The organism is Pseudomonas sp. D1-36 (assembly GCF_051132205.1).
In the GTDB taxonomy this organism is placed as follows: Bacteria; Pseudomonadota; Gammaproteobacteria; order Pseudomonadales; family Pseudomonadaceae; genus Aquipseudomonas.
The window spans coordinates 3,212,308-3,235,253 of record NZ_CP071674.1 but is presented as its reverse complement, the minus strand read 5'-3'; the positions used below and the strand labels follow the sequence as shown (position 1 = coordinate 3,235,253).

Sequence of the window (22,946 nt, the reverse complement as noted above, 5' to 3'; positions counted from 1 at the left end):
GTTACTCCACACTCTCGGGAGCGGCGATTTGCTGCTCGATGACCTGCTTTTCTACCTCATCGGCTGGCTTGACCTCCGGCTTGACCCACCATGTAGTGGTGCCGATGTCATAGGTCGGCGTGACTTTCGGGTGGCCGATGTGGTTCCAGTAGGCCACGCGCCAGGTCTTGATGTGCCAGTTGGGAATTACGTAATAGCCCCATTGCAGGACCCGGTCCAACGCCCGGGCATGGGCCACCAGGCTCTTGCGCGAGTCAGCGTTGATCAACTGTTCCACCAGTTGGTCCACGGCAGGGTCCTTGAGGCCCATGGTGTTGCGGCTGCCGGGTTTGTCCGCAGCGGCCGACATCCAGAATTCGCGCTGCTCGTTTCCTGGCGAGCTGGATTGCGGAAAGCTGCCCACCACCATATCGAAGTCCCGCGAACGCACGCGGGTGATGTATTGCGACACGTCGACGCGGCGGATCACAAGTTCAATGCCCAGGTCACTCAGGTTGCGTTTGAACGGCAGCAGGATCCGTTCGAATTCGGTCTGGGCCAGCAGGAACTCCAGCACCACCGGCTTACCTTGGGCATCGACCATCTTGTCATCGACGATGCGCCAGCCGGCTTCCTGCAACAGCTGATAGGCCTTGCGTTGCTGGTCGCGGATCATGCCGCTGCCGTCGCAGACCGAAGGTTGGAAGGCTTCGGTGAAGACTTGCTCGGGAATCTTGCCGCGCAAGGGTTCGAGAATCTTCAGCTCGTCTTCGCCGGGCAACCCGGTGGCGGCCATTTCCGAATTCTCGAAATAGCTGCGGGTGCGGGCGTAGGCACCGTTGAACAACTGCTTGTTGGTCCATTCGAAGTCCAACAGCAGGCTCAGGGCCTGGCGCACCCGTACATCCTGGAACACCGGGCGGCGCAGGTTGAAGATGAAGCCTTGCATGCCCGTAGGGTTGCCGTTGGGAATCTGTTCCTTGATCAGGCGGCCTTCGGTCACGGCGGGGATGTTGTAGGCGTTGGCCCAGTTCTTCGCGGTCATTTCCAGCCAGTAATCGAACTGTCCGGCCTTGAGGGCTTCCACCGCCACGGTGTTGTCGCGGTAATAGTCGGTGGTCAATACGTCGAAGTTATAGAAACCGCGGTTCACCGGCAGGTCCTTGCCCCAATAATCCTTCACCCGCTCATAGCGGATCGAACGTCCGGCCTTTACTTCGGTGACCTTGTAGGGCCCGCTGCCCAGGGGAATTTCCAGGTTGCCCTTGCTGAAATCGCGGCTGGCCCACCAATGCTTGGGCAATACCGGCAGTTGGCCGAGGATCAGCGGCAGTTCACGGTTATGGGTGTGCTTGAACTTGAACAGAACCTTGAGTGGGTCTTCGGCGATGACCTCGGCCACATCGTTGTAATAGCCGCGGAACATCGGCGCGCCATCCTTGGTCAGGGTCTCGAAGCTGAACACGACATCTTCGGCGCGCATGGGGTGGCCGTCGTTGAAGCGCGCTTCGGGGCGCAGGTAAAAGCGCACCCAGCCGTTGTCCGGCGCTTTCTCGATTTTTTCCGCGACCAGGCCGTATTCGGTGAAGGGCTCATCCAGGCCTTGCTTGGCCAAGGTGTCGTAGATCAGGCCGATATCATCGGCAGGTACGCCTTTGCTGATGAATGGATTGAGGCTGTCGAAGCTGCCAAAGCCACCCTGACGGAATATTCCGCCCTTGGGGGCATCGGGGTTCACGTAGTCGAAATGCTTGAAATTGGCCGGGTACTTTGGTGGCTCGTTGTACAAGGTCACGGCGTGCTGCGGCGCGGCGCAGGCCAGCCCGGCGAATAACAAACTGCCGGCCTGCAGAAGCAGGGCGCGTAGAGGCTTCATTGATCTTTCTCCGAAGATTTCAGCCACCACGCGCTCAGGCCCAGGGTGTAGGGCGGCGTGGTGACAAAGGCGAACCGGTTGCGATACGCCAGGCGATGGTAATTGATATACCAGTTGGGAATGCAGTAATGCTGCCACAGCAGGACCCGGTCCAGGGCCTTGCCGGCGGCGACTTGTTCGTCGCGGGTCTGGGCGGAGAGCAGTTTTTCCAGCAGATGGTCAACCACCGGATTGGCGATCCCTGCGTAGTTCTTGCTGCCCTTGATCCCGACCTGGCTGGAGTGGAAATACTGCCATTGTTCAAGGCCCGGGCTGAGGGTCTGGCCCAGGGTCAGCAAAATCATGTCGAAGTCGAACTGGTCCAATCGCTGCTTGTACTGGGCACGATCCACTGTGCGCACTCGGGCCTGGATGCCAATGCTGGCCAGGTTTTCGACGTAGGGCTGCAGGATGCGCTCCAGGTTCGGGTTGACCAGCAGGATCTCGAAGCGCAGGGGTTGGCCGTCGGCGTTGAGCAGGTGCTGGCCGTTGAGGGTCCAGCCGGCTTCCTTCAGCAGGCCAAGGGCCCTGCGCAGGGTTTCCCGGGGAATGCCGCGCCCGTCGGTTTGGGGCAGGCTGAAGGGCTCGGTCAGTAATCGAGGGGGCAGTTGTTCACGGTAAGGTTTGAGCAAAAGCCACTCGTGGCCGACGGGCAGGCCAGTGGCGGAGAATTCGCTGTTGGGGTAATAGCTGAGGGTTCGTTTGTACGCGCCGCTGAACAGGGTGCGGTTGGTCCATTCGAAATCGAACATCAACCCCAGGGCTTCTCGGACCTTGACCTCGCCGAAGGTGGCGCGCCGGGTGTTCATGAACAGGCCCTGGGTCTGGGTCGGAATCTGGTGGGGAATCTGCGCCTTGATCACATCGCCACGGTTCACCGCCGGAAAGTTGTACCCGTTGGCCCAGTTCTTGGCTTGGTGCTCGATGTAGATGTCAAACTCACCGGCCTTGAAGGCTTCGAAGGCGACGCCGCTGTCTCGGTAGAAATCCACTTCCATTCGATCGACGTTGTACTTGCCACGATTGACCGGCAGATCCTTGCCCCAGTAGTCCTTGACTCGCTCGAACACCAATTGGCGACCTGGCTGCACTTTGGTGATGCGATAAGGCCCGCTGCCCAACGGCGGCTCGAAGGTGGTCGCCTTGAAATCGCGGTCTTTCCAATAATGCTGCGGCAACACCGGCAGCTCACCCAGGCGCAGGATCAGCAGCGGATTGCCCGAGCGCTTGAACACGAAGCGGATTTTCAGCGGGTTGAGGACATCCACCCGCAGCACTTCCTGCAAATTGGTCCGGTATTGCGGATGGCCATCTTTGAGCAGCGTTCGGTAGGAAAACGCTACGTCATAGGCAGTGATCGGCACGCCATCATGAAAGCGCGCTTCGGGCCGCAGGTTGAACACCACCCAGCTGCGGTCCTCGCTGTACTCCACCGACTGGGCGATCAAGCCGTAACTCGACGTTGGCTCATCCCCTGAGGGCGCATATTGGCCAGTGCCTACCATGAGCGGTTCGTTCAGCTCATTGATGCCGTATTGCAGGAAGTTCGGCGTGGAAACCGGGCTGCTGCCCTTGAATGTATAGGGATTGAGGGTATCGAAGGTGCCAAACGCCATGATCCGCAAGGTGCCGCCCTTGGGCGCTTGCGGGTTGACCCAGTCGAAGTGGGTGAACCGGGCCGGGTATTTCAGCGTGCCGAATTGCGCATAGCCATGGCTTTCGCTGATGGTAGCGTCGGCGGCAGGGCTCGATGCCAGGCTGATCAGGAGCAGGAGGAGGGGGCGTATCAAGTCTGGGATCCGATCCAGGCGGCTTGGGCATTTATGGCCTGTACAGTAACAGCTTGTATGGGCGGGAAAAAGGCGGTGGGCCAAAGCCTCTCAGATTAGGCGAAGCCGGGGCGAGCATGCATTCGTGGCGAGGGAGCAAGCTCCCTCGCCACGAATGCTGCTCGGGCACAGCCCTTCAGCCATCGATAAGCTTAGTGTGGGGAATAGACCGTCAACATCTGCCCAGGCTTGAGCGCCTTGCCCATGCGCGGGTTCCAGCGCTTGAGGTGCTGCATTTCGACATTGAAGCGCTTGGCGACGACGTACAGCGAGTCACCCTGCTTGACCTTGTATTGGGTCTGCTTCTTTTGTTCCTTGCCCTTGGCGGCCACGACGGTGTTGATGCGCTTGCCGCGGGCCTTGGTGGCCTTGACGTCCTGCATCACCAACGTTTGACCGACCTTGAGCTTGTTGCCGCTGAGCTTGTTCCAGCGCTGCAAGTCCTTGGTCTGGACCTTGTTGGCCTTGGCGATCTGGGCCAGGTTGTCGCCGCGCTTGACGCGGTAGGTGCGCCTTGCGCCTTCCACTTCGCTGTCATCGGCGGTCTCGAAGACTGGCTTGAGCGAGCGAGGGCTGATCAGTTCTTCCGGGCGCATGGTCGACAGGCTGGCGGTCAGCAGTTGCGCCTTGGAGGTCGGCACCAGCAGGTGCTGCGGGCCGTCGATGGTGGTGCGCTGCTTGAAGGCCGGGTTGAGCTGGAACAGCTCGTCCTCGTCGATGTTCGCCACCGCCGCGACCTTCGACAGGTCCATGCGCTGGTTGATCTCGACGACCTGGAAGTACGGCTCGTTGGCGATCGGGTTGAGGTTCACGCCATAGGCGTCCGGAGCCAACACGACCTGGGACAGCGCGAGCAGCTTGGGCACGTAGGCCTGTGTTTCGCTGGGCAGCGGCAGGTTCCAGTAGTCGGTGGGCAGGCCAAGCTTCTCGTTGCGCTCGATGGCGCGGCTGACCGTGCCTTCACCAGCGTTATAGGCCGCCAGTGCCAGCAACCAGTCACCGTTGAACATGTCGTGCAGGCGCGTCAGGTAGTCCATCGCGGCGGTGGTGGACGCGGTAATGTCACGACGGCCGTCGTAGAAGCGGGTCTGGCGCAGGTTGAAATAACGCCCGGTGGAAGGGATGAATTGCCACAGTCCCACTGCATTGGCCCGGGAATAGGCCATGGGGTTGTAAGCGCTTTCGATCACCGGCAACAGCGCCAGCTCCAGCGGCATGTTGCGTTCTTCAAGACGCTCGACGATGTAGTGGATATATAAGCTGCCGCGCTCGCCGGCATTTTCCAGGAATGAAGGGTTGCTGGCGAACCACAAACGCTGCTGCTCGATGCGCGGGTTGACGCCGGCGGTTTCCTGGAGCTGGAAGCCCTGGCGCATGCGTTCCCACACATCCTGGGGCACCTGGGGGGTAGGCTTTTCCGTGAGCCACACAGGTTTTTGCTTGGCCCGCGCGGCGACATTCGGCTTATGCGCAGCATCGCTCTGTGGCACCTGGCCGGTGCTCTGACAGCCCGCCAGCGTGGCGGACACTGCCACCGCGATGGCCTGGGCCAAGCGGGTCAGTGTGTCTGACTGGACGGACCTGCGAATAGATGACGACATTGGCTGGAAGTAAGTTCCGGGCAAAAATGTCGGCCGATTCTAGGAAGCGCACCCCAGCAGGTCAACCATTCAGAATTTTTGTATCAATCGGTAGCTGCCTTAGAACTTATCTTTCCAGGCCCTCAAGGCCGCAAAAACCTCACTCGCCGTCTGGTTGGGTTGACCGTTCCGTTCGTCTGCTTTTTGTTTAACGGATGTTTCAGCGGTGCGCAAAAACGGATTGGTGAGTTTTTCCAGAGCCAGGGTCGAGGGCAGGGTGATGATGCCCTGGTTGCGCTGCTGGGTGACTTTCTCCAGGCGGGCGGCAACGTCTGGGTTGGACGGCTCGACCGCGGCGGCGAATTTCAGATTGCTCAAGGTGTATTCATGGGTGCAGTAGACAAGCGTATCTTCAGGGAGCGCGGCGAGGCGGCCCAGGGAGTGGTGCATCTGTTCGGGCGTGCCCTCGAAAAGCCGTCCGCAACCGGCGGCGAACAGCGTGTCGCCACAGAACAGCAGGCCACGGTGGTAGTAGGCGATATGCCCCAATGTGTGCCCGGGAACCGCATAAACATCGAAGTCCAGGCCCAGCACATTGACTTTCGCGTGGTCGTTAAGGGCGATGTCTCGCGCCGGGATGTTTTCGCTGGCCGGGCCGTAGACGGTGGCGCCGGTCGCGCTTTTCAGCGCGGCGACACCGCCGACATGATCGTGATGATGGTGGGTGACCAGGATGTCGCTCAAGACCCAGTCGGGATGAGCCTCAAGCCACCCCTGCACTGGCGCGGCGTCGCCTGGATCGACCACGGCGCAAGTCTGCGTCGAGTGGTCTTGTAACAACCAAATGTAGTTATCGTTAAACGCGGGCAGGGCAGTGATCTGTATCATCGTCGAATTCGCCAAGCTCAAAACAAAGGCGCATCTTAGAACTTCCTGACGCGTTGGAGAATGCAATGACCGATGAAGCGTTCGCTCAGGCCGATCCTGACTGGCTGGCATTGATCAGCTCTGCCCGTGAGTGGCTGTCCGGCCCTGTCGGGCAATTTCTGCTGGAAGAAGAACGGCGCATGCTCGAAGACGAGTTGGGCCGGTTCTTTGGCGGCTATCTGGTGCATTACGGTCCTTCGGCGCAAACGCCACCGTCGGCGCCTCAGGTCCAGCGCAACGTGCGCTTGGGGGCGCCGTTGCCGGGCGTCGAGATCGTTTGCGAGGAGCAGGCCTGGCCCTTGAGCGAGCATGCCGCCGATGTGGTGGTGATGCAGCACGGCCTGGATTTCTGCCTGTCGCCCCATGGGCTGTTGCGCGAAGCCGCCAGCAGCGTGCGGCCCGGTGGGCATCTGTTGATCATCGGCATCAACCCCTGGAGCAGTTGGGGATTGCGCCATGTATTTGCCAGCGATGCGCTGCGCCAGGCCCGTTGCATTTCGGCCTCGCGGGTCGGCGACTGGCTCAACCTGCTGGGTTTCGCGCTGGAGAAACGCCGCTTCGGGTGCTATCGTCCGCCGCTTGCGTCGCCCAAGTGGCAGGCCCGATTGGCTGGCTGGGAGCGCAAGGCGGGTGACTGGCAATTGTCCGGTGGCGGCTTCTATTTATTGGTGGCGCGCAAGATCGCGGTCGGGCTGCGCCCGGTGCGTCAGGCGCGACGCGAGCCGATGGGCAAGCTGATTCCCTTGCCGATGGCCAAGGTCAACCGTCGCCACATCGAGCCGTAATCCCTTTATCGATGGTTCTGGCCGTATCCGGCTCCGGGCGCTGATCGGCCCTGGGCGGCGGCCTTTTGTTTTTTGGATTGATTGGCATGAGCGATAGCGTGGAACTCTTCACTGATGGCGCCTGCAAGGGCAACCCTGGCCCGGGTGGCTGGGGTGCATTGCTGGTGTGCAAGGGCGTGGAAAAGGAGCTCTGGGGCGGCGAAGCCAATACCACCAACAACCGCATGGAGCTGATGGGCGCCATTCGGGGGTTGGAAGAGCTCAAGCGTCCTTGCGACGTGCTGCTGGTGACCGACTCGCAGTATGTAATGAAAGGCATCAACGAGTGGATGGCGAACTGGAAGAAGCGCGGCTGGAAGACGGCGGCGAAAGAACCGGTCAAGAACGCCGACCTCTGGAAATTGCTGGACGAGCAGGTCAACCGCCACAACGTCACCTGGAAATGGGTACGTGGCCACATTGGTCACCACGGAAACGAACGGGCCGACCAGTTGGCCAATCGAGGAGTGGATGAGGTGCGCGGCTACAAGCAGTCCTGATCCGGCCGGATCTGATTTTTGGCAAATGGAAATAATCGTGGCGAGGGAGCTTGCTCCCGCTGGACCGGTCCGGCGCCTCGGGCGAAGCAGGCCCCTTTCGGCGGTCGCTGCGCAACCTAGTGGGAGCAAGCTCCCTCGCCACAAATGCGGTCCCAGGCTAATCCCACCTCATAGCATGGTAAGATCCGCGCTTTTGCAAGACTGCCCGTTGAGAATTGAACACTGATGGCCAACAGATCTGTAGTACTGGATACCGAAACCACCGGCATGCCGGTGACCGACGGTCACCGGATTATTGAAATCGGCTGTGTCGAGCTGATGGGTCGGCGCCTGACCGGCCGTCATTTCCACGTTTACCTGCAACCGGACCGCGAAAGTGACGAGGGTGCCATTGGCGTGCACGGCATCACCAATGAATTTTTGGTGGGCAAGCCGCGTTTCGCCGAGGTGGCCGATGAATTCTTCGAGTTCATCCAGGGCGCCCAGCTGATCATTCATAACGCGGCGTTCGACGTCGGGTTCATCAACAATGAATTCGCCCTGTTGGGCCAGCACGACCGCGCCGATATCACCCAGCACTGCACCATTCTCGACACGTTGATGATGGCCCGGGAACGGCATCCGGGGCAGCGCAACAGTCTCGACGCCTTGTGCAAGCGCTACGGCGTCGACAACTCCGGCCGTGAGCTGCACGGCGCCTTGCTCGACTCCGAAATCCTTGCCGACGTCTACCTGACCATGACCGGCGGGCAGACCAGCCTGTCCCTGGCCGGTAACGCCTCGGACGGCAACGGCACCGGCGAAGGTTCGGGCAACCAGGCGACCGAAATCCGTCGCTTGCCTGCGGACCGCAAGCCGGCCCGGATCATCCGCGCCAGCGAAAGCGACCTGGCCGAACATGCCGCGCGTCTGGAAGCGATCGCCAAGTCCGCGGGCGCCCCGGCATTGTGGACGCAACTGGCTGAGGCGCAGGCCGCCGCGAATTGATCCGGATCCACGGTTCATACCGATCATTTCTCGCGACAATCGCCAGTACCTTCTAACCTGAAGCAAGGCAGGCCATGGATACCCGCTTGATGTGTGAAGATTCAAGAGGCAAGGGCAATGGATGGCACTGTGCCGTTGATTGCCTCAAGGAATGAGGACCTTTCCCTGTATGCAACCGGTCAAGAATCCCAAGCATCCCGGCCTCTCGGTACGCGTCGTCGACGACGGCTTTGCCGTGTATGTCTGGGGCAGTGATTTCAGTTTTGACGTCAGCGCCTACGGTACGCCGCAGATCGGCCGGCCGGTGAGCCAATGGCCGGTGACGCCGATCGTTCCCTACCGCAAGTGCTACGGTATCGATCCTGAAGAATTCGCCAGTTTCCGGGATGCCCCCGACAGCGAAATCTTCATGGCCTACCTGGACGACCAGCCAGTGGGTCACCTGGTGATCAGCACCAACTGGAATGGCTATGCCCATATCGATGAGTTGGCGGTGCATGCCCCGGCTCGCCGGCATGGGGTGGCCAAGGCACTGTTGGACGTGGCCCAGTTCTGGAGCCGCAAGAAAAAACTGCCGGGCATCATGTTGGAAACCCAGAACAATAACCTGGGTGCCTGCCGTCTCTACGAACGTTGCGGCTACGTGCTCGGCGGGATCGATCATTTGCGCTATCGCGGCATCGATCGGCATACCGCCGAGGTGGCGCTGTTCTGGTACCGGTTGTTCGACGATCCGCTGGGCATGACGATCAGTGGTTCAGCAACGCCTCGGCTTGTTCCGTAATTCGTTCCAGCAGCGCTTGGACCGTCGGCGAGGGCTGCACACCGTTCAGGCTGAGTGCGTAAAGGCAGATCGGAACGGCTGGTGACACCGGGCAGATATCCAGCTCGCTGCCCTTGGCGCCCGAGGCGGTGAATGGATCGACGATGGCGAGGCCTTCGCCGGCTTCGACCATCGCGCGCATCATCTGGTGCGTCTGCACACGAATCTGGATCACCGGTGCGGGGCGCAGCGCCGCGAGCTTGTGGTCGAATGCCAGGCTCAGCGGGTCATGACCATCAAGCCCCACCAGCGACTGGCCCGCCAAGTCCTGTATTGAAATGTATTTCTGCCGAGGTTGCAGCCAGCCATGGGGCGCCAGCAATTGCAGTTTGCCTTGGGCGATTGTCTGGCAGTGGATGTCCGGGTGTTCCGGATCGTGCAGGCTCAGGCCCAAGTCGCTTTCACGCAGCAACAGGCTCTTGACGATTTCGCGGGTTGGTTCGCTGAGCAGGGTGCAAGGCGCATCCGGATGGCGCCGACGCAGGGCGGCGATGCCCAGGGGCAGCAACTGTTGCGCCAGCGGCGGGGTGCAGATGATGCGCAGGGGCGGGGCCTGATGATGTTTCAAGCTGCTGGCCAGCCGCTGTATTGGCTCGAGGGTGTCGTAAAGCTGCGTAATGCCTTCGCGCAACTCCAGGGTTTCGCGGGTGGCCTGCAATCGTCCGCGAACGCTGGCAAACAGCATGAAACCGAGCTGGGCTTCCGCATCGCGCAGGATCGACTCGACTTCGGCCACCGGCAATTGCAGCCATTCGGCCGCGGTTGCGAGGTGGCCGGTCTGCAGCAGCGCCTGGATCACTTCGATGTGGCGTAAACGCATGCAAGAAGTCCGTTTTAGGCAGGTAAGCCATTGGGAGGCTGAATCCTAACCCAATTACGGGTGCGACTTCTGCTCAAGAAACCGGGTTACAGCGCTATTTGCGGTTCGGGTTCGCGGATCAGTTCGATGCCGGACTGCACCAGGAGAAATTTCTCCTCATCCAACTTGCTGACTCGATCGCCAATGGCCAGCTTATAGGTGATGACATCCTTGCCAATGCCGTCCTGGGACGGGTCTGATTCTTGGAATTCATGCACAGAATAGACGCGTCCTTCAGCGTCCCGCGCATGAAACTGTCCGACAAGTACTGTTGCCATTGCTTAGAACCTCTGGAAATAGATCACTCGATTTGCGGTTCTGTAGACCTTTGCCGAGCGCGGTAAGTTTTCCTACAAGAAAAAAATAGTCCGTGCGGCAGGTTTTCGACGCTCCATTGGTCCAATTGTCGTGCCGATCATCTATAACTACAGGCTTCCTATGAGCCGACAATCGAGAACCTCTGATGAGTAATGTCTACAACGTTGCCGTTTTGGTGGGCAGCCTGCGCAAGGCGTCGATCAACCGCAAGATTGCGCTGGCGTTGGCGGAGCTGGCGCCAACCAACCTCAAGCTGAATATCGTCGAGATAGGCGAACTGCCGCTGTACAACGAAGACATTGACGTGACACCGCCCCAAGCCTACGCCAGGTTTCGCGAGCAAGTAGGCGCCGCCGACGCGCTGCTGTTCGTAACCCCGGAATACAACCGCTCGGTGCCGGCCCCTCTGAAAAACGCCATCGACGTTGGCTCGCGCCCTTACGGCCAGAGTTGCCTGAGTGGCAAGCCAGGCGCGGTGATCAGCGCTTCACCCGGTGCGATGGGTGGTTTCGGCGCCAACCATCATCTGCGCCAATCCCTGGTGTTTCTCGATGTGCCCTGCATGCAACAACCGGAAGCCTACCTGAGTGGCGCGGGGACCGCGTTCGACGAAGCGGGCAACCTCTCGGATTCGGTCAGGCCGTTTTTGCAGAAGTTTATCGATAGCTATAGCAAGTGGGTCGAGCAGCACAAGAAGCTTTGATCTGTGTTGACGGTGCCGGCGTTGGTTGTGCGGTTGTCCCTTAGATGGCGTCGGCCTCAATCGCGAGCAAGCTCGCTCCCACAGGAAATTGCATTCCAGATGTGGGAGCGAGCCTGCTCGCGATGGTGCCCAGAAGGGCATTTCAAAGCTTAGCCGTTGCCCGGCACATCCGGCCAAAGATCCGCCACAAGGAACGCCCGCTCGGCTTCTTCCCATTCGCCCTCGGCATTTTCCGTCAGGCGCACCATCAGTTGTGCCGGCGCCATGGGGTCGAGTGCGGTTCGCCAGGCGTCCAGTTGCGCGGCAGTCCAGACCTGGTCTGGCGGATAATGGGCCGGGGCCAGCCAGGCGGCGCGGGGCAGGGGCTGCCAGCGGCCCGGAGGCCGTTGGCCGATGAACCCAGGCCAATCGCGTTGATGCAGCCAACGGCCGCGCAAATGCCTGGGGTGCGCGCCGCTCGGTGGTTCGGCCTCGCCGGGCCAGGGGTAGAGCAGATAACCGCCGAGCCATAGGTGTGGGCGAAACGATTCGATGCCCAGCGCAGCCAGGGCTTGACGACTTTCCGGGCGGGCTGAAATCGGCAGTTGGTGCTCGCGCAGGTGCGCCAGCTTGCGGTCGAGACGGTCATGGCAGCCGGGGCCGAGCCATTGCGCAGTATCGTGGCCGTTGCCCTGTTGCGGGCCCAGGTACAGCTTGATCGCCAGTTCCAAGTGGTGCACACCTTCGCCATCGCGCAGCAGCAGGTCCAGTTCCCCCAGCGTATGGCCTTCGCGACGGATCGGCAGGTTCGCCGCGATCAGTTCGATGCCCGGCGCGTGTTGCACGGCAAACTGCCACAGCCTTTCGTAATACAGGCCCAGGCGCCGCGTCCGACCTTGGGACAGGCATTGCAGCAGCGGGTAGCTGTCGCGGTCCAGTTGGCGAAGCCAATGCTCCAATCGATGGGGTTGCTGCACCCAGTCGCTGCCCGCCAGCGGGTGACGCTGGGGCCAAGGGGTGTCGATGAGCATCGGTGGGGCGACGATCACCCACGCCAGATCCCGCACTTCGGGATGGCGCAGGCGGCGGGGCAGGTCCAGCAACTCAGGGAACAGGATCATCTTGCGAGCATAGCCGTTGCGCTGGAGGCTTAAAGAATTTTGTCTACGGAGCGCTTTCGCCCATAATCGTATTTTTCGCCCGTCGCAGACCCTCGCAGGAGCCTCATGGAGCAATTTCGCAATATCGGCATCATCGGTCGCCTGGGCAGTTCACAGGTGCTGGACACCGTTCGCCGTCTCAAACGCTTCCTCCTGGAGCGGCACCTGCATGTGATCCTCGAAGACACCATCGCCGAAGTGCTGCCGGGCCACGGTCTGCAGACATCGTCGCGCAAGATGCTCGGCGAAGTCTGCGACATGGTCATCGTCGTCGGCGGCGACGGCAGCCTGCTGGGCGCCGCCCGGGCCTTGGCGCGGCACAACATTCCGGTACTGGGCATCAACCGTGGCAGCCTTGGCTTCCTCACCGATATCCGCCCGGACGAGCTGGAAATCAAGGTTGCCGAGGTACTGGACGGCCATTATCTGGTGGAGAACCGCTTCCTGCTGCAAGCCGAGGTCCGTCGTCACGCCGAGGCCATCGGCCAAGGCGATGCCCTCAACGACGTGGTGCTGCACCCCGGCAAGTCCACCCGCATGATCGAATTCGAGCTGTACATCGATGGCCAGTTCGTCTGCAGCCAGAAGGCCGACGGCCTGATCGTCGCGACGCCCACCGGTTCCACCGCCTATGCGCTGTCGGCGGGCGGGCCGATCATGCATCCCAAGCTCGACGCTATTGTGATTGTGCCCATGTACCCCCATACCTTGTCTGGGCGACCCATCGTGGTCGATGGCAACAGTGAACTGAAAATCGTCGTGTCCAAGGATATGCAGATCTACCCGCAAGTATCATGCGACGGCCAGAACCATTTCACCTGCGCGCCAGGTGACACCATCACCGTCAGCAAAAAGGCCCAGAAGCTGCGCCTGATCCACCCGTTGGATCACAACTACTACGAAGTCTGCCGGACCAAGCTCGGCTGGGGCAGTCGTCTGGGGGGTGGAGGCGACTGATGCTCGATCCCGCGCGCAGTTACGACCTGATCGGCGACGTGCACGGATGCGCCTTGACCCTGGAACACCTGCTTGACCGGCTCGGTTACCACAAGCAGGGCGGGGTCTGGCGGCATCCGTCGCGCATGGCTGTGTTCCTTGGAGATATCATCGACCGTGGCCCGCGTATTCGCGAGGCGCTGCACATCGTCCACGACATGGTGCAGGCCGGCCAGGCGCTGTGCATCATGGGCAACCACGAATTCAATGCGCTGGGTTGGAGCACGCCGGCACTGCCGGGCAGCGGCCAGCGCTACGTGCGTGAACACACGCCGCGCCATGCCCGCCTGCTCAACGAGACGCTGAGCCAGTTCGAGCAGCACCCTGGCGAGTGGCGCGATTTCCTCAAATGGTTCTATGAGCTGCCGTTGTTTGTCGATGCCGGCCGTTTCCGGGTCGTGCACGCTTGCTGGGATGCCGGCCTCATCGAACCCTTGCGTGGCCTGTTTCCGAATGGCTGCGTCGACGAGCATTTTCTCCAGGCGTCGGCCGAATCCGGCAGTTTCGCCTGTACGGTCTTCGACCGCCTGCTGCGGGGCACCGACATGCGCCTGCCCCATGGCATGACCCTGACGGGTGGCGATGGCCTGACGCGGGCATTCTTCCGCACCAAGTTCTGGGAAGACAACCCGCAGACCTACGGCGACATCGTGTTCCAGCCTGATGCATTGCCAGAACCTGTGGCCCGCACGCCATTGTCCCCGGATGAAAAAAACAACCTGCTGCGTTATGGCGTCGATCAGCCGATGTTGTTCGTCGGCCATTATTGGCGCAGCGGCAAGCCTGCGCCGATCCGCTCGAACCTGGCGTGCCTGGACTACAGCGCGGTGCTCTATGGCAAGCTCGTTGCGTATCGCCTCGACCAGGAAACCCGCCTGGATCCGCACAAGTTCGTCTGGGTCGATGTCGAGCGACCGGAGGTGGTGCAATGAGCGTCGTCGCGGTCCTGCGCCTGCCCCTGGCGGTAGACCTCAGCGGTTTCGTCAAACTGCTGCAACGCATGCAGGTCCCCCATCGCGTCAGTGAAGAGGCGGGTGAGCAGGTGCTCTGGGTGCCGAACGAGATCAGTGAAGACGTGCGCTCGTTGTATGCGCGATTCCCTGCTGGCGATCCCGAGCAGCAGCTGGAACTGCCGGACAAGGGCAGCACTTCCCGGCGAACCGGGTTCGTGCAACAGCTGACCCGCAGTCCGGTGACGGCCCTGGTATTGCTGCTGAGCCTGATCGTCAGCGCCGTGACGCTGCTGGGGGACAATCTTGAAACCTTGCGCTGGCTGACCTTCCTCCAGTTTCGCATCGTCGGCGAGTACATCCAGTTCACACCGCTGGCCGATAGCCTGGCGGCGGGGCAGTGGTGGCGCCTGGTGACGCCGATGCTGATTCACTTCGGCTTCCTGCACATCGCCATGAATGGCATGTGGTATTGGGAGCTGGGGCGGCGGATCGAAGCGCGCCAGGGCGGCATCAACCTGTTGGGGCTGACGCTGCTGTTCAGCCTTGTCTCCAATTTCGCCCAGTACTTTTTCAGTGGCCCGACGCTGTTCGGCGGGTTGTCGGGAGTGTTGTACGGCCTGCTGGGGCATTGCTGGATCTACCAACTGCTCGCACCGAACCCGGCCTATCATTTGCCCCGAGGGGTGCTGGTGATGATGCTGGTGTGGTTGCTGCTGTGCCTGTCCGGGCTGGTTTCGCTGATCGGTTTCGGCGAGATCGCCAACGCGGCCCATGTCGGTGGGCTACTCGTCGGCTGCTTCACCGGGCTGTTGGGCGGGCTGTTCGCTCGCCGTAAAATGTCTCTTTGACAGGCGCCTGTGTCTTTTGAAAATGCGCGATTGCGCGGAGAATCCATGTCTTCCTTCAACGAAATGATCCAGAACATCACCCCCGACATCTACCGCAGCCTGAAGTTGGCCGTGGAGATCGGTAAATGGGCCGATGGCAACAAGCTCACCGCCGAGCAGCGCGAGCTGTCGCTGCAGGCGATGATCGCCTGGGAAATCCAGAACCTGCCCGAGGAAGAGCGCACCGGCTACATGGGCCCGCAGGAATGCCAGTCCAAAGCCATCGAAGTGCCCAATATCCTGTTCAAGTCGGATGCCATCCATTGATCGAGATTGGCCGCGGTGCAATCAGCAAGATGTCGGCGCGCCTTGACGGGCCGACTGTTCAATATGCCTTTCGCCTGGGTGACGTCGAGGTGCCGGTCAATCCGTTGATCGGCAGCACGATTCGCCTGCAATACCTTGGTGCGATCCACTGCACCCATTGCGGACGCCGGACCAAGACCAGTTTCAGCCAGGGTTATTGCTACCCTTGCATGACCAAGCTGGCCCAGTGCGACCTGTGCATCATGAGCCCCGAGCGCTGCCATTTCGACGCGGGCACCTGCCGCGACCCAGCGTGGGGCGAGCAGTTCTGCATGACCGATCACGTGGTCTACCTCGCCAATTCGTCGGGCGTGAAAGTCGGCATCACCCGCGCCACGCAGTTGCCGACCCGCTGGCTCGACCAGGGTGCGAGCCAGGCGCTGCCGATCCTGCGGGTCGCCACCCGCCAGCAGTCGGGGTTCGTCGAGGACCTGTTCCGCAGCCAGGTGGCGGACAAGACCAACTGGCGCGCCTTGCTCAAGGGCGACGCGGCGGCGGTGGACTTGCCCGCCATCCGCGATTCCCTCTTCGAAAGCTGCGCCCCGGGCTTGCAGGGCCTTCAGGAACGATTCGGCTTGCAGGCGATCCAGACCATAGCGGACGTCGAACCCATCGAGATCCGTTACCCGGTGGAGCAATACCCGGCCAAGATCGTCAGCTTCAACCTGGACAAGGACCCGATCGCCGAGGGCACGCTGTTGGGAATCAAGGGCCAATACCTGATTTTCGACACCGGCGTGATCAATATTCGTAAATACACGGCTTACCAGCTCGCCGTGCATCAGTAGAAGGATTCGACCCATGCGCACCGAACAACCGAAGATGATCTACCTCAAGGACTATCAGGCCCCCGAGTACCTGATCGACGAAACACACCTGACCTTCGAGTTGTTCGAGGACCACAGCCTGGTCCATGCGCAACTGGTGATGCGCCGCAACCCCGAGCGCGGTGCCGGACTGCCGCCGCTGGTGCTCGATGGCCAGCAGTTGGAATTGCTGTCGATCAAGCTCGACGACGCCGACCTGGGGCAGGGCGACTACCAGCTCGATGACAGCCACCTGACCTTGCAGCCCAAGGCCCAGGCGTTCACGGTCGATACCACTGTGCGGATCCATCCGCAAACCAATGCAGCGCTGGAAGGCCTCTATAAATCCGGCAGTATGTTTTGCACCCAGTGCGAGGCCGAGGGGTTCCGCAAGATCACTTACTACCTCGACCGCCCTGATGTGATGAGCAAGTTCACCACCACGGTAGTGGCCGAGCAGCACAGCTATCCGGTGCTGCTGTCCAACGGCAACCCGATTGCCAGCGGCCCCGGCGAAGACGGTCGGCACTGGGCGACCTGGGAAGATCCGTTCAAGAAGCCCGCCTACCTGTTTGCACTGGTGGCCGGTGACCTGTGGTGCGTCGAAGACACGTTCACCACCATGACCGACCGCACCGTGGCGCTGCGCATCTACGTCGAGCCAGAAAACATCGACAAATGCCAGCACGCCATGACCAGCTTGAAGAAGTCGATGCGCTGGGACGAAGAGGTGTACGGTCGCGAATACGACCTCGACATTTTCATGATTGTCGCGGTCAACGACTTCAACATGGGCGCCATGGAAAACAAGGGCCTCAATATCTTCAACTCCAGCGCCGTGCTGGCCCGTGCCGAAACCGCCACCGACGCCGCGCACCAGCGGGTCGAGGCGATCGTTGCCCACGAATATTTCCATAACTGGTCGGGCAACCGCGTGACCTGCCGCGACTGGTTCCAGTTGTCGCTCAAGGAAGGCTTCACGGTGTTCCGCGACGCCGGCTTCTCGGCGGACATGAACTCGGCCACCGTCAAGCGTATCCAGGACGTGGCGTACCTGCGTACCCACCAGTTTGCCGAGGACGCGGGGCCAATGGCCCACCCGGTGCGCCCGGACAGCTTCATCGAGATCTCCAACTTCTATACCTTGACCGTGTACGAAAAGGGCTCGGAAGTGGTCGGCATGATCCACACCCTGCTGGGGGCCGAAGGCTTCCGCAAGGGCAGCGACCTGTATTTCGAGCGTCACGACGGCCAGGCCGTAACCTGCGACGATTTCATCAAGGCCATGGAAGATGCCAACGGTGTCGACCTGAGCCAGTTCAAGCGCTGGTATAGCCAGGCAGGTACCCCACGGCTGGTGGTGAGCGAGTCCTACGACGCAGCGGCCAAGACCTACAGCCTGACCTTCCGCCAGAGCTGCCCGCCAACCCCGGACAAAGCGGAAAAACTGCCGTTCGTGATTCCCGTCGAGTTGGGCCTGTTGGACAGCCAGGGCGGTGAAATGCCCCTACGCCTGAACGGCGAAGCGGCGGCCATCGGCACCACTCGGGTGATCTCGGTGACCGAAGCCGAGCAGACCTTCACCTTCGTCGATATCGCCGAGAAGCCTCTGCCTTCGTTGCTGCGCGGTTTCTCCGCACCGGTGAAACTGAGCTTCCCATACGACCGCGACCAACTGATGTTCCTGATGCAGCACGACAGCGATGGCTTCAACCGCTGGGATGCCGGCCAGCAGTTGTCGGTGCAGGTGTTGCAGGAACTGATCGGCCAGCACCAGCGGGGCGAGAGCCTGGTGCTGGATCCACGGCTGGTCAGCGCATTGCGCACCGTGCTGTCGGATGAATCGCTGGATCAGGCGATGGTCGCGGAAATGCTCTCGCTGCCAAGCGAAGCCTACCTGACCGAAATCAGCGAAATCGCCGACGTCGAGGCGATCCACGTCGCCCGCGAGTTTGCCCGCCGGCAATTGGCGCAGGACCTGTTCGAAGCCTTATGGCTGCGCTATGAGGCCAATCGCGACCTGTCCCGGCGCACGCCTTACGTGGCCGAGGCTGAACACTTCGCCCGTCGCGCGTTGCAGAACATTGCGCTGTCGTACCTGATGCTGACCGACAAACCGCAAGTGTTGAGCGCGACGCTCGATCAGTTCGACACTGCCGACAACATGACCGAGCGCCTCACGGCGCTGGCGGTGCTGGTCAACTCTCCGTTCGAAACCGAGAAGGCTCGCGCCCTGGAAGTGTTCGCGGAAAACTTCAAGGGCAACCCACTGGTCATGGACCAATGGTTCAGCGTACAGGCGGGCAGCCCGTTGCCGGGTGGCCTGGCGCGGGTCAAGGCGCTGATGGAGCACCCTGCGTTCAACATCAAGAATCCGAACAAGGTGCGGGCGTTGATCGGCGCGTTCGCCGGGCAGAACCTGATCAACTTCCACGCCGCCGACGGTTCGGGCTACCGCTTCCTGGCGGATCTGGTCATCCAGCTCAACGGTTTCAACCCGCAGATCGCCTCGCGGCAACTGGCGCCGCTGACCCGGTGGCGCAAATACGACAGTGCCCGCCAGGCACTGATGAAGGCCGAGCTGGAGCGCATCCTGGCGTCTGGCGGGTTGTCGGCCGATGTGTTTGAAGTGGTGAGCAAGAGCCTGGCTTGACCAGGCTTCGCGCTGCCTTTTGTGGCGAGGGAGCTTGCTCCCGCTGGCCTGCAAAGCAGGCCTGCCCTTGATTCGTTTCGCCACTGAAGGCGCGTGAACCAGGAAAAGGGAGTCCGCCGGCCTCCAGCGGGAGCAAGCTCCCTCGCCACAGTCATCATTCTCACGAATATCTTCTGATTCACCCCTTCCCGTTATCCCCATGGTTAACAAAAGATAACGTGGCGTCGATTGTCAGACCTTTCGAAAGCCCGATAGGATAGGTTCCGCTTGCGAGTGGCTCTAGATTGCAGGTTTCAGGGCTATGCTCCAAGCCTGGCAACGTACCAAGCCATAACAATAATAATGGGGGAAAGGTCTATGAATGAGCCTGTCATGGCTGTGGGCCGCTGCCGGCCGCCGATGCTGCGCCGTGTGGCGTTGCTGGCCTCGGCGCTCTCACTGCTGGGCTCCGCCGTCTTGTCGGCACCCGTGCTGGCGGTGGCCGCATCGACATCCGATGTCATCTATTCCGTCGAGTCGGCAAAGGCCAGCAAGACCCTGATGCTTGATGTGGTCCAGGCCGGCCAGCGACTGGTGGCGGTCGGTGACCGTGGCCACATCGTCTATTCCGATGACCAGGGTAAATCCTGGACCCAGGCCAAGGTTCCGACCCGCCAGCTGCTCACTGCGGTGTTCTTCGTGGATGACAAGCATGGCTGGGCCGTAGGACACGACGCGCAGATCCTCGCCAGCGTCGACGGCGGCACCACCTGGACCAAGCAATTCGAAGACCTGCCTCGCGAGGCGCCCTTGCTGGACGTCTGGTTCCAGGACCCCAGCCATGGGTTCGCCGTGGGTGCCTACGGTGCGCTGTACGAGACCAACGATGGCGGCAAGCACTGGGAAGACGCCAGCGACCGCCTCGACAATGAAGATCAATACCACCTCAATGCTGTTACCGCCGTGAAAGATACAGGGCTGTTCATCGTCGGCGAGGCCGGCAGCATGTTCCGTTCCTCCGATTGGGGGCAGACCTGGGAAAAAATCCAAGGCCCTTATGAAGGCTCGCTGTTTGGCGTCGTTGGCACAGCCCAGCCTTCGACCCTGTTGGCCTACGGCCTTCGCGGCAATCTTTATCGTTCCACCGATTTTGGCACGACCTGGGAGCAGGTCGAGCTCAAGGCCGCCCGTGGCGCGCTGGAGTTCGGCTTGTCGGGTGCAACGCTGTTGCCGGACGGCTCGATCGTCATCGTCGGCAACGGTGGCAGCGTGATCCGCAGCACCGACGATGGCGTGACGTTCAGCGTGTTCAACCGTCCGGATCGAATTTCCGTGGCGGCCGTCACGTCGGCGGGCAACGGTAACCTGATCTTGGCGGGACAGGGCGGTGTTCGCGCCACCACGTCCACTGGCGCCGAATTGAGCAAATGAGCCGGACCTGTCAGACGGGCACAATAACAACAAGGCGGACCCCATGAGCAGTCATCATCAAGACAAGGCGACGTTTCTCGAACGCCTGATTTTCAACAACCGCCCGGCAGTGATCGTCATTTGCCTGCTGGTCAGCATCTTCCTTTTCTGGCAAGCGACGCTGATCCGGCCCTCCACCAGTTTCGAAAAAATGATCCCCCTCGAGCATCCTTTCATCGAAAAGATGCTCGAACACCGCAACGATCTGGCGAACCTCGGCAACACGGTGCGGATCTCCGTTGAAGCCACTGACGGCGACATTTTCTCCAAGGAATACATGGAGACCCTGCGCCAGATCCACGATGAAGTGTTCTATATCTTCGGCGTTGACCGCTCCGGGCTCAAGTCGCTGTGGAGCCCGAGCGTGCGCTGGACCGAGGTGACGGAGGAGGGCTTCGCCGGCGGTGAGGTGATTCCCCAGAGCTACGATGGCTCGGCGGACAGCCTCGACTTGTTGCGCAACAACGTGCTCAAGTCCGGCCAGGTCGGGCGCCTGGTGGCGAACGACTTCAAATCGAGCATCATCGATATCCCGCTGCTGGAGTCCTACCCGGACCCGCAAGACCAAGGCAAGTTGCTCGCCCTGGATTACCGCAAGTTTTCCCATGAGCTTGAAGACAAGATCCGCAACAAGTTCGAAGCCCAGAACCCCAATGTGCAGATCCATATCGTCGGTTTCGCCAAGAAGGTCGGCGACCTGATCGACGGCCTGGTCATGGTGGTGATGTTCTTTGGCGTGGCCTTCGTGATTACGTTGATCCTCCTGTACTGGTTCACCAACTGCATGCGCAGCACCGTGGCGGTGTTGAGCACCACATTGGTGGCGGTGGTCTGGCAGTTGGGGCTGATGCACGCGGCGGGCTTTGGCCTTGACCCCTATTCGATGCTGGTGCCGTTCCTGATCTTTGCCATCGGCATTTCCCATGGCGTGCAGAAAATCAACGGCATCGCCTTGCAGTCCAGCGAAGCGGACAACGCGCTGACGGCTGCCCGGCGTACCTTCCGCCAGTTGTTCCTGCCGGGGATGATCGCGATCCTGGCCGATGCCGTCGGCTTCATTACCTTGTTGATCATCGACATCGGCGTGATTCGCGAACTGGCCATCGGCGCCTCCATCGGTGTGGCGGTGATCGTGTTCACCAACCTGATCCTGTTGCCGGTGGCGATTTCCTATGTAGGCATCAGCAAGCGGGCCGTCGAGCGCAGCAAGAAAGACGCGACCCGCGAGCATCCGTTCTGGCGCCTGCTGTCGAAGTTCGCCAGTGCCAAGGTCGCGCCGGTGTCGATTGCCTTGGCGGTACTCGCTTTCGGCGGCGGCCTCTGGTACAGCCAGAACCTGAAGATCGGCGACCTGGACCAGGGCGCACCCGAGCTGCGACCGGATTCGCGCTACAACCAAGACAACAATTTCATCATCAGCAACTATTCCACCAGTTCCGATGTGCTGGTGGTGATGGTCAAGACCAAGGCCGAAGGCTGCTCGCGCTATGAAGCCATGGCGCCGATCGACGAGCTGATGTGGAAGATGCAGAACACCGAGGGCGTGCAATCGGCGATTTCCCTGGTGACCGTGTCCAAGCAAATGATCAAGGGCATGAACGAGGGCAACCTGAAATGGGAAACCCTTTCCCGTAACCCCGATGTGCTCAACAGCTCCATTGCCCGGGCCGATGGCCTGTACAACAACAGCTGTTCCCTGGCGCCGGTGCTGGTGTTCCTCAACGACCACAAGGCCGAGACCCTGGACCGCGCGGTGAAGGCGGTGCAGGACTTCGCCAAGGAGAACAACCGCGATGGCCTGGAATTCATCCTGGCCGCCGGTAACGCCGGCATCGAGGCCGCCACCAACGAAGTGATCAAGGAATCGGAGCTGATCATCCTCATCCTGGTTTATATCTGCGTCGCGACGATGTGCATGATCACCTTCCGCTCCTGGCCGGCGACGCTGTGCATCGTCCTGCCGCTGGTGCTGACGTCGGTGTTGGGCAACGCGTTGATGGCCTTCATGGGGATTGGCGTGAAGGTCGCGACCCTGCCGGTGGTGGCCTTGGGTGTAGGGATCGGCGTGGACTACGGCATTTACATCTACAGTCGCCTGGAGAGTTTCCTGCGGGCCGGCCTGCCGTTGCAGGAAGCGTATTACCAGACGCTGAAGTCCACCGGCAAAGCGGTGCTGTTCACCGGGCTGTGCCTGGCGATCGGGGTGTGCACGTGGATCTTCTCGGCCATCAAGTTCCAGGCTGACATGGGCTTGATGCTGACGTTCATGCTGCTGTGGAACATGTTCGGCGCGTTGTGGCTGCTGCCGGCCTTGGCGCGCTTTCTGATCAAGCCGGAAAAACTGGCGGGGCAGAAGGGCAATTCGCTGTTCGCCCATTGACCGATGGCAGTACCTTCGGCACAGCCCAGGTGGTGAACTGATATGGGAGCGAGCTTGCTCGCGATAGCGGTGTGACAGTCAATGAAGGTGTTGAATGTCCATCCGCCATCGCGAGCAAGCTCGCTCCCACAGG

At 61.0% G+C, this 22,946-nt stretch carries 20 protein-coding genes; 13 read left to right on the top strand and 7 right to left on the bottom strand.

Annotated elements, in window-relative coordinates; translation table 11 throughout:
- Position 1: 1 nt before the first annotated feature.
- From J3P76_RS14260 to gloB, 4 genes are all read right to left on the bottom strand, one after another.
- Positions 2-1,855 carry an extracellular solute-binding protein gene (locus tag J3P76_RS14260; protein ID WP_434611095.1) on the bottom strand — a complete coding sequence of 618 codons (1,854 nt, stop codon included), beginning with the start codon at positions 1,853-1,855 and terminating at the stop codon, positions 2-4.
- A complete protein-coding gene (locus tag J3P76_RS14255; RefSeq protein ID WP_434702041.1) occupies positions 1,852-3,681 on the bottom strand; it encodes an extracellular solute-binding protein in 1,830 nt (609 codons plus the stop codon). Before J3P76_RS14255 ends, J3P76_RS14260 begins: the two co-directional genes overlap by 4 nt.
- A gap of 194 nt (positions 3,682-3,875) precedes the next feature.
- Positions 3,876-5,324, bottom strand: a complete 1,449-nt coding sequence (locus J3P76_RS14250) for a transglycosylase SLT domain-containing protein (RefSeq protein WP_420766564.1) — start codon at positions 5,322-5,324, stop codon at positions 3,876-3,878.
- A gap of 99 nt (positions 5,325-5,423) precedes the next feature.
- A complete protein-coding gene (gloB, locus tag J3P76_RS14245) occupies positions 5,424-6,191 on the bottom strand; it encodes a hydroxyacylglutathione hydrolase (RefSeq protein ID WP_420766563.1) in 768 nt (255 codons plus the stop codon).
- Positions 6,192-6,256: 65 nt separating this feature from the next.
- Between gloB and J3P76_RS14240 the strand changes: the two genes are divergently transcribed.
- The 4 genes from J3P76_RS14240 (at position 6,257) to J3P76_RS14225 (ending at position 9,325) form a co-directional block, all read left to right on the top strand.
- Entirely contained in the window at positions 6,257-7,015 is a 759-nt protein-coding gene (locus tag J3P76_RS14240) for a class I SAM-dependent methyltransferase (RefSeq protein ID WP_420766562.1), read from the top strand.
- An 86-nt stretch (positions 7,016-7,101) separates the two neighbouring features.
- Positions 7,102-7,554, top strand: a complete 453-nt coding sequence (gene rnhA / locus J3P76_RS14235; RefSeq protein ID WP_420766561.1) for a ribonuclease HI — start codon at positions 7,102-7,104, stop codon at positions 7,552-7,554.
- A 225-nt stretch (positions 7,555-7,779) separates the two neighbouring features.
- Entirely contained in the window at positions 7,780-8,541 is a 762-nt protein-coding gene (gene dnaQ / locus J3P76_RS14230; protein ID WP_420766560.1) for a DNA polymerase III subunit epsilon, read from the top strand.
- Positions 8,542-8,710: 169 nt separating this feature from the next.
- Positions 8,711-9,325 carry a GNAT family N-acetyltransferase gene (locus J3P76_RS14225; protein ID WP_420766559.1) on the top strand — a complete coding sequence of 205 codons (615 nt, stop codon included), beginning with the start codon at positions 8,711-8,713 and terminating at the stop codon, positions 9,323-9,325.
- On the opposite strand, the gene J3P76_RS14220 is transcribed toward J3P76_RS14225, so the two are convergent.
- Together J3P76_RS14220 and J3P76_RS14215 are read right to left on the bottom strand one after the other, a co-directional pair.
- Complete coding sequence (locus J3P76_RS14220; protein WP_434611101.1) at positions 9,291-10,184, bottom strand: LysR substrate-binding domain-containing protein; 894 nt, start codon at positions 10,182-10,184, stop codon at positions 9,291-9,293. The two genes, J3P76_RS14225 and J3P76_RS14220, sit on opposite strands and share 35 nt — an antisense overlap.
- Positions 10,185-10,270: 86 nt before the next feature.
- Positions 10,271-10,501: a hypothetical protein gene (locus J3P76_RS14215; RefSeq protein WP_420766557.1), complete on the bottom strand. Its 231-nt coding sequence runs from the start codon at positions 10,499-10,501 to the stop codon at positions 10,271-10,273.
- A 185-nt stretch (positions 10,502-10,686) separates the two neighbouring features.
- Between J3P76_RS14215 and J3P76_RS14210 the strand changes: the two genes are divergently transcribed.
- Positions 10,687-11,244, top strand: a complete 558-nt coding sequence (locus tag J3P76_RS14210) for an NADPH-dependent FMN reductase (RefSeq protein WP_420766556.1) — start codon at positions 10,687-10,689, stop codon at positions 11,242-11,244.
- A gap of 149 nt (positions 11,245-11,393) precedes the next feature.
- Here J3P76_RS14210 and J3P76_RS14205 read toward each other — a convergent pair whose 3' ends face one another.
- Positions 11,394-12,344, bottom strand: coding sequence for a DUF1853 family protein (locus J3P76_RS14205; protein WP_420766555.1), 951 nt, complete (start codon positions 12,342-12,344; stop codon positions 11,394-11,396).
- Positions 12,345-12,449: 105 nt separating this feature from the next.
- Between J3P76_RS14205 and J3P76_RS14200 the strand changes: the two genes are divergently transcribed.
- The 8 genes from J3P76_RS14200 to J3P76_RS14165 all read left to right on the top strand — a co-directional run bounded on the left by J3P76_RS14200 (position 12,450) and on the right by J3P76_RS14165 (position 22,813).
- Positions 12,450-13,340 (top strand): NAD(+) kinase, encoded by an 891-nt coding sequence (locus J3P76_RS14200; RefSeq protein WP_003180647.1) that lies wholly within the window; start codon positions 12,450-12,452, stop codon positions 13,338-13,340.
- A complete protein-coding gene (locus J3P76_RS14195) occupies positions 13,337-14,311 on the top strand; it encodes a metallophosphoesterase (RefSeq protein ID WP_420766633.1) in 975 nt (324 codons plus the stop codon). The genes J3P76_RS14200 and J3P76_RS14195 overlap by 4 nt, the downstream gene beginning before the upstream one ends.
- Positions 14,308-15,180, top strand: a complete 873-nt coding sequence (locus J3P76_RS14190; protein ID WP_434563737.1) for a rhomboid family intramembrane serine protease — start codon at positions 14,308-14,310, stop codon at positions 15,178-15,180. The genes J3P76_RS14195 and J3P76_RS14190 overlap by 4 nt, the downstream gene beginning before the upstream one ends.
- 45 nt (positions 15,181-15,225) lie before the next feature.
- Positions 15,226-15,486, top strand: coding sequence for a YeaC family protein (locus J3P76_RS14185; RefSeq protein ID WP_420766553.1), 261 nt, complete (start codon positions 15,226-15,228; stop codon positions 15,484-15,486).
- Positions 15,483-16,313: a DUF2797 domain-containing protein gene (locus tag J3P76_RS14180; protein ID WP_434563739.1), complete on the top strand. Its 831-nt coding sequence runs from the start codon at positions 15,483-15,485 to the stop codon at positions 16,311-16,313. The genes J3P76_RS14185 and J3P76_RS14180 overlap by 4 nt, the downstream gene beginning before the upstream one ends.
- Positions 16,314-16,326: 13 nt before the next feature.
- Positions 16,327-18,984: an aminopeptidase N gene (pepN, locus tag J3P76_RS14175; RefSeq protein WP_434611106.1), complete on the top strand. Its 2,658-nt coding sequence runs from the start codon at positions 16,327-16,329 to the stop codon at positions 18,982-18,984.
- A gap of 357 nt (positions 18,985-19,341) precedes the next feature.
- Positions 19,342-20,394 carry a WD40/YVTN/BNR-like repeat-containing protein gene (locus J3P76_RS14170; protein WP_420766550.1) on the top strand — a complete coding sequence of 351 codons (1,053 nt, stop codon included), beginning with the start codon at positions 19,342-19,344 and terminating at the stop codon, positions 20,392-20,394.
- A 43-nt stretch (positions 20,395-20,437) separates the two neighbouring features.
- Positions 20,438-22,813 carry an efflux RND transporter permease subunit gene (locus J3P76_RS14165; protein ID WP_434611108.1) on the top strand — a complete coding sequence of 792 codons (2,376 nt, stop codon included), beginning with the start codon at positions 20,438-20,440 and terminating at the stop codon, positions 22,811-22,813.
- Positions 22,814-22,946 lie beyond the last annotated feature (133 nt).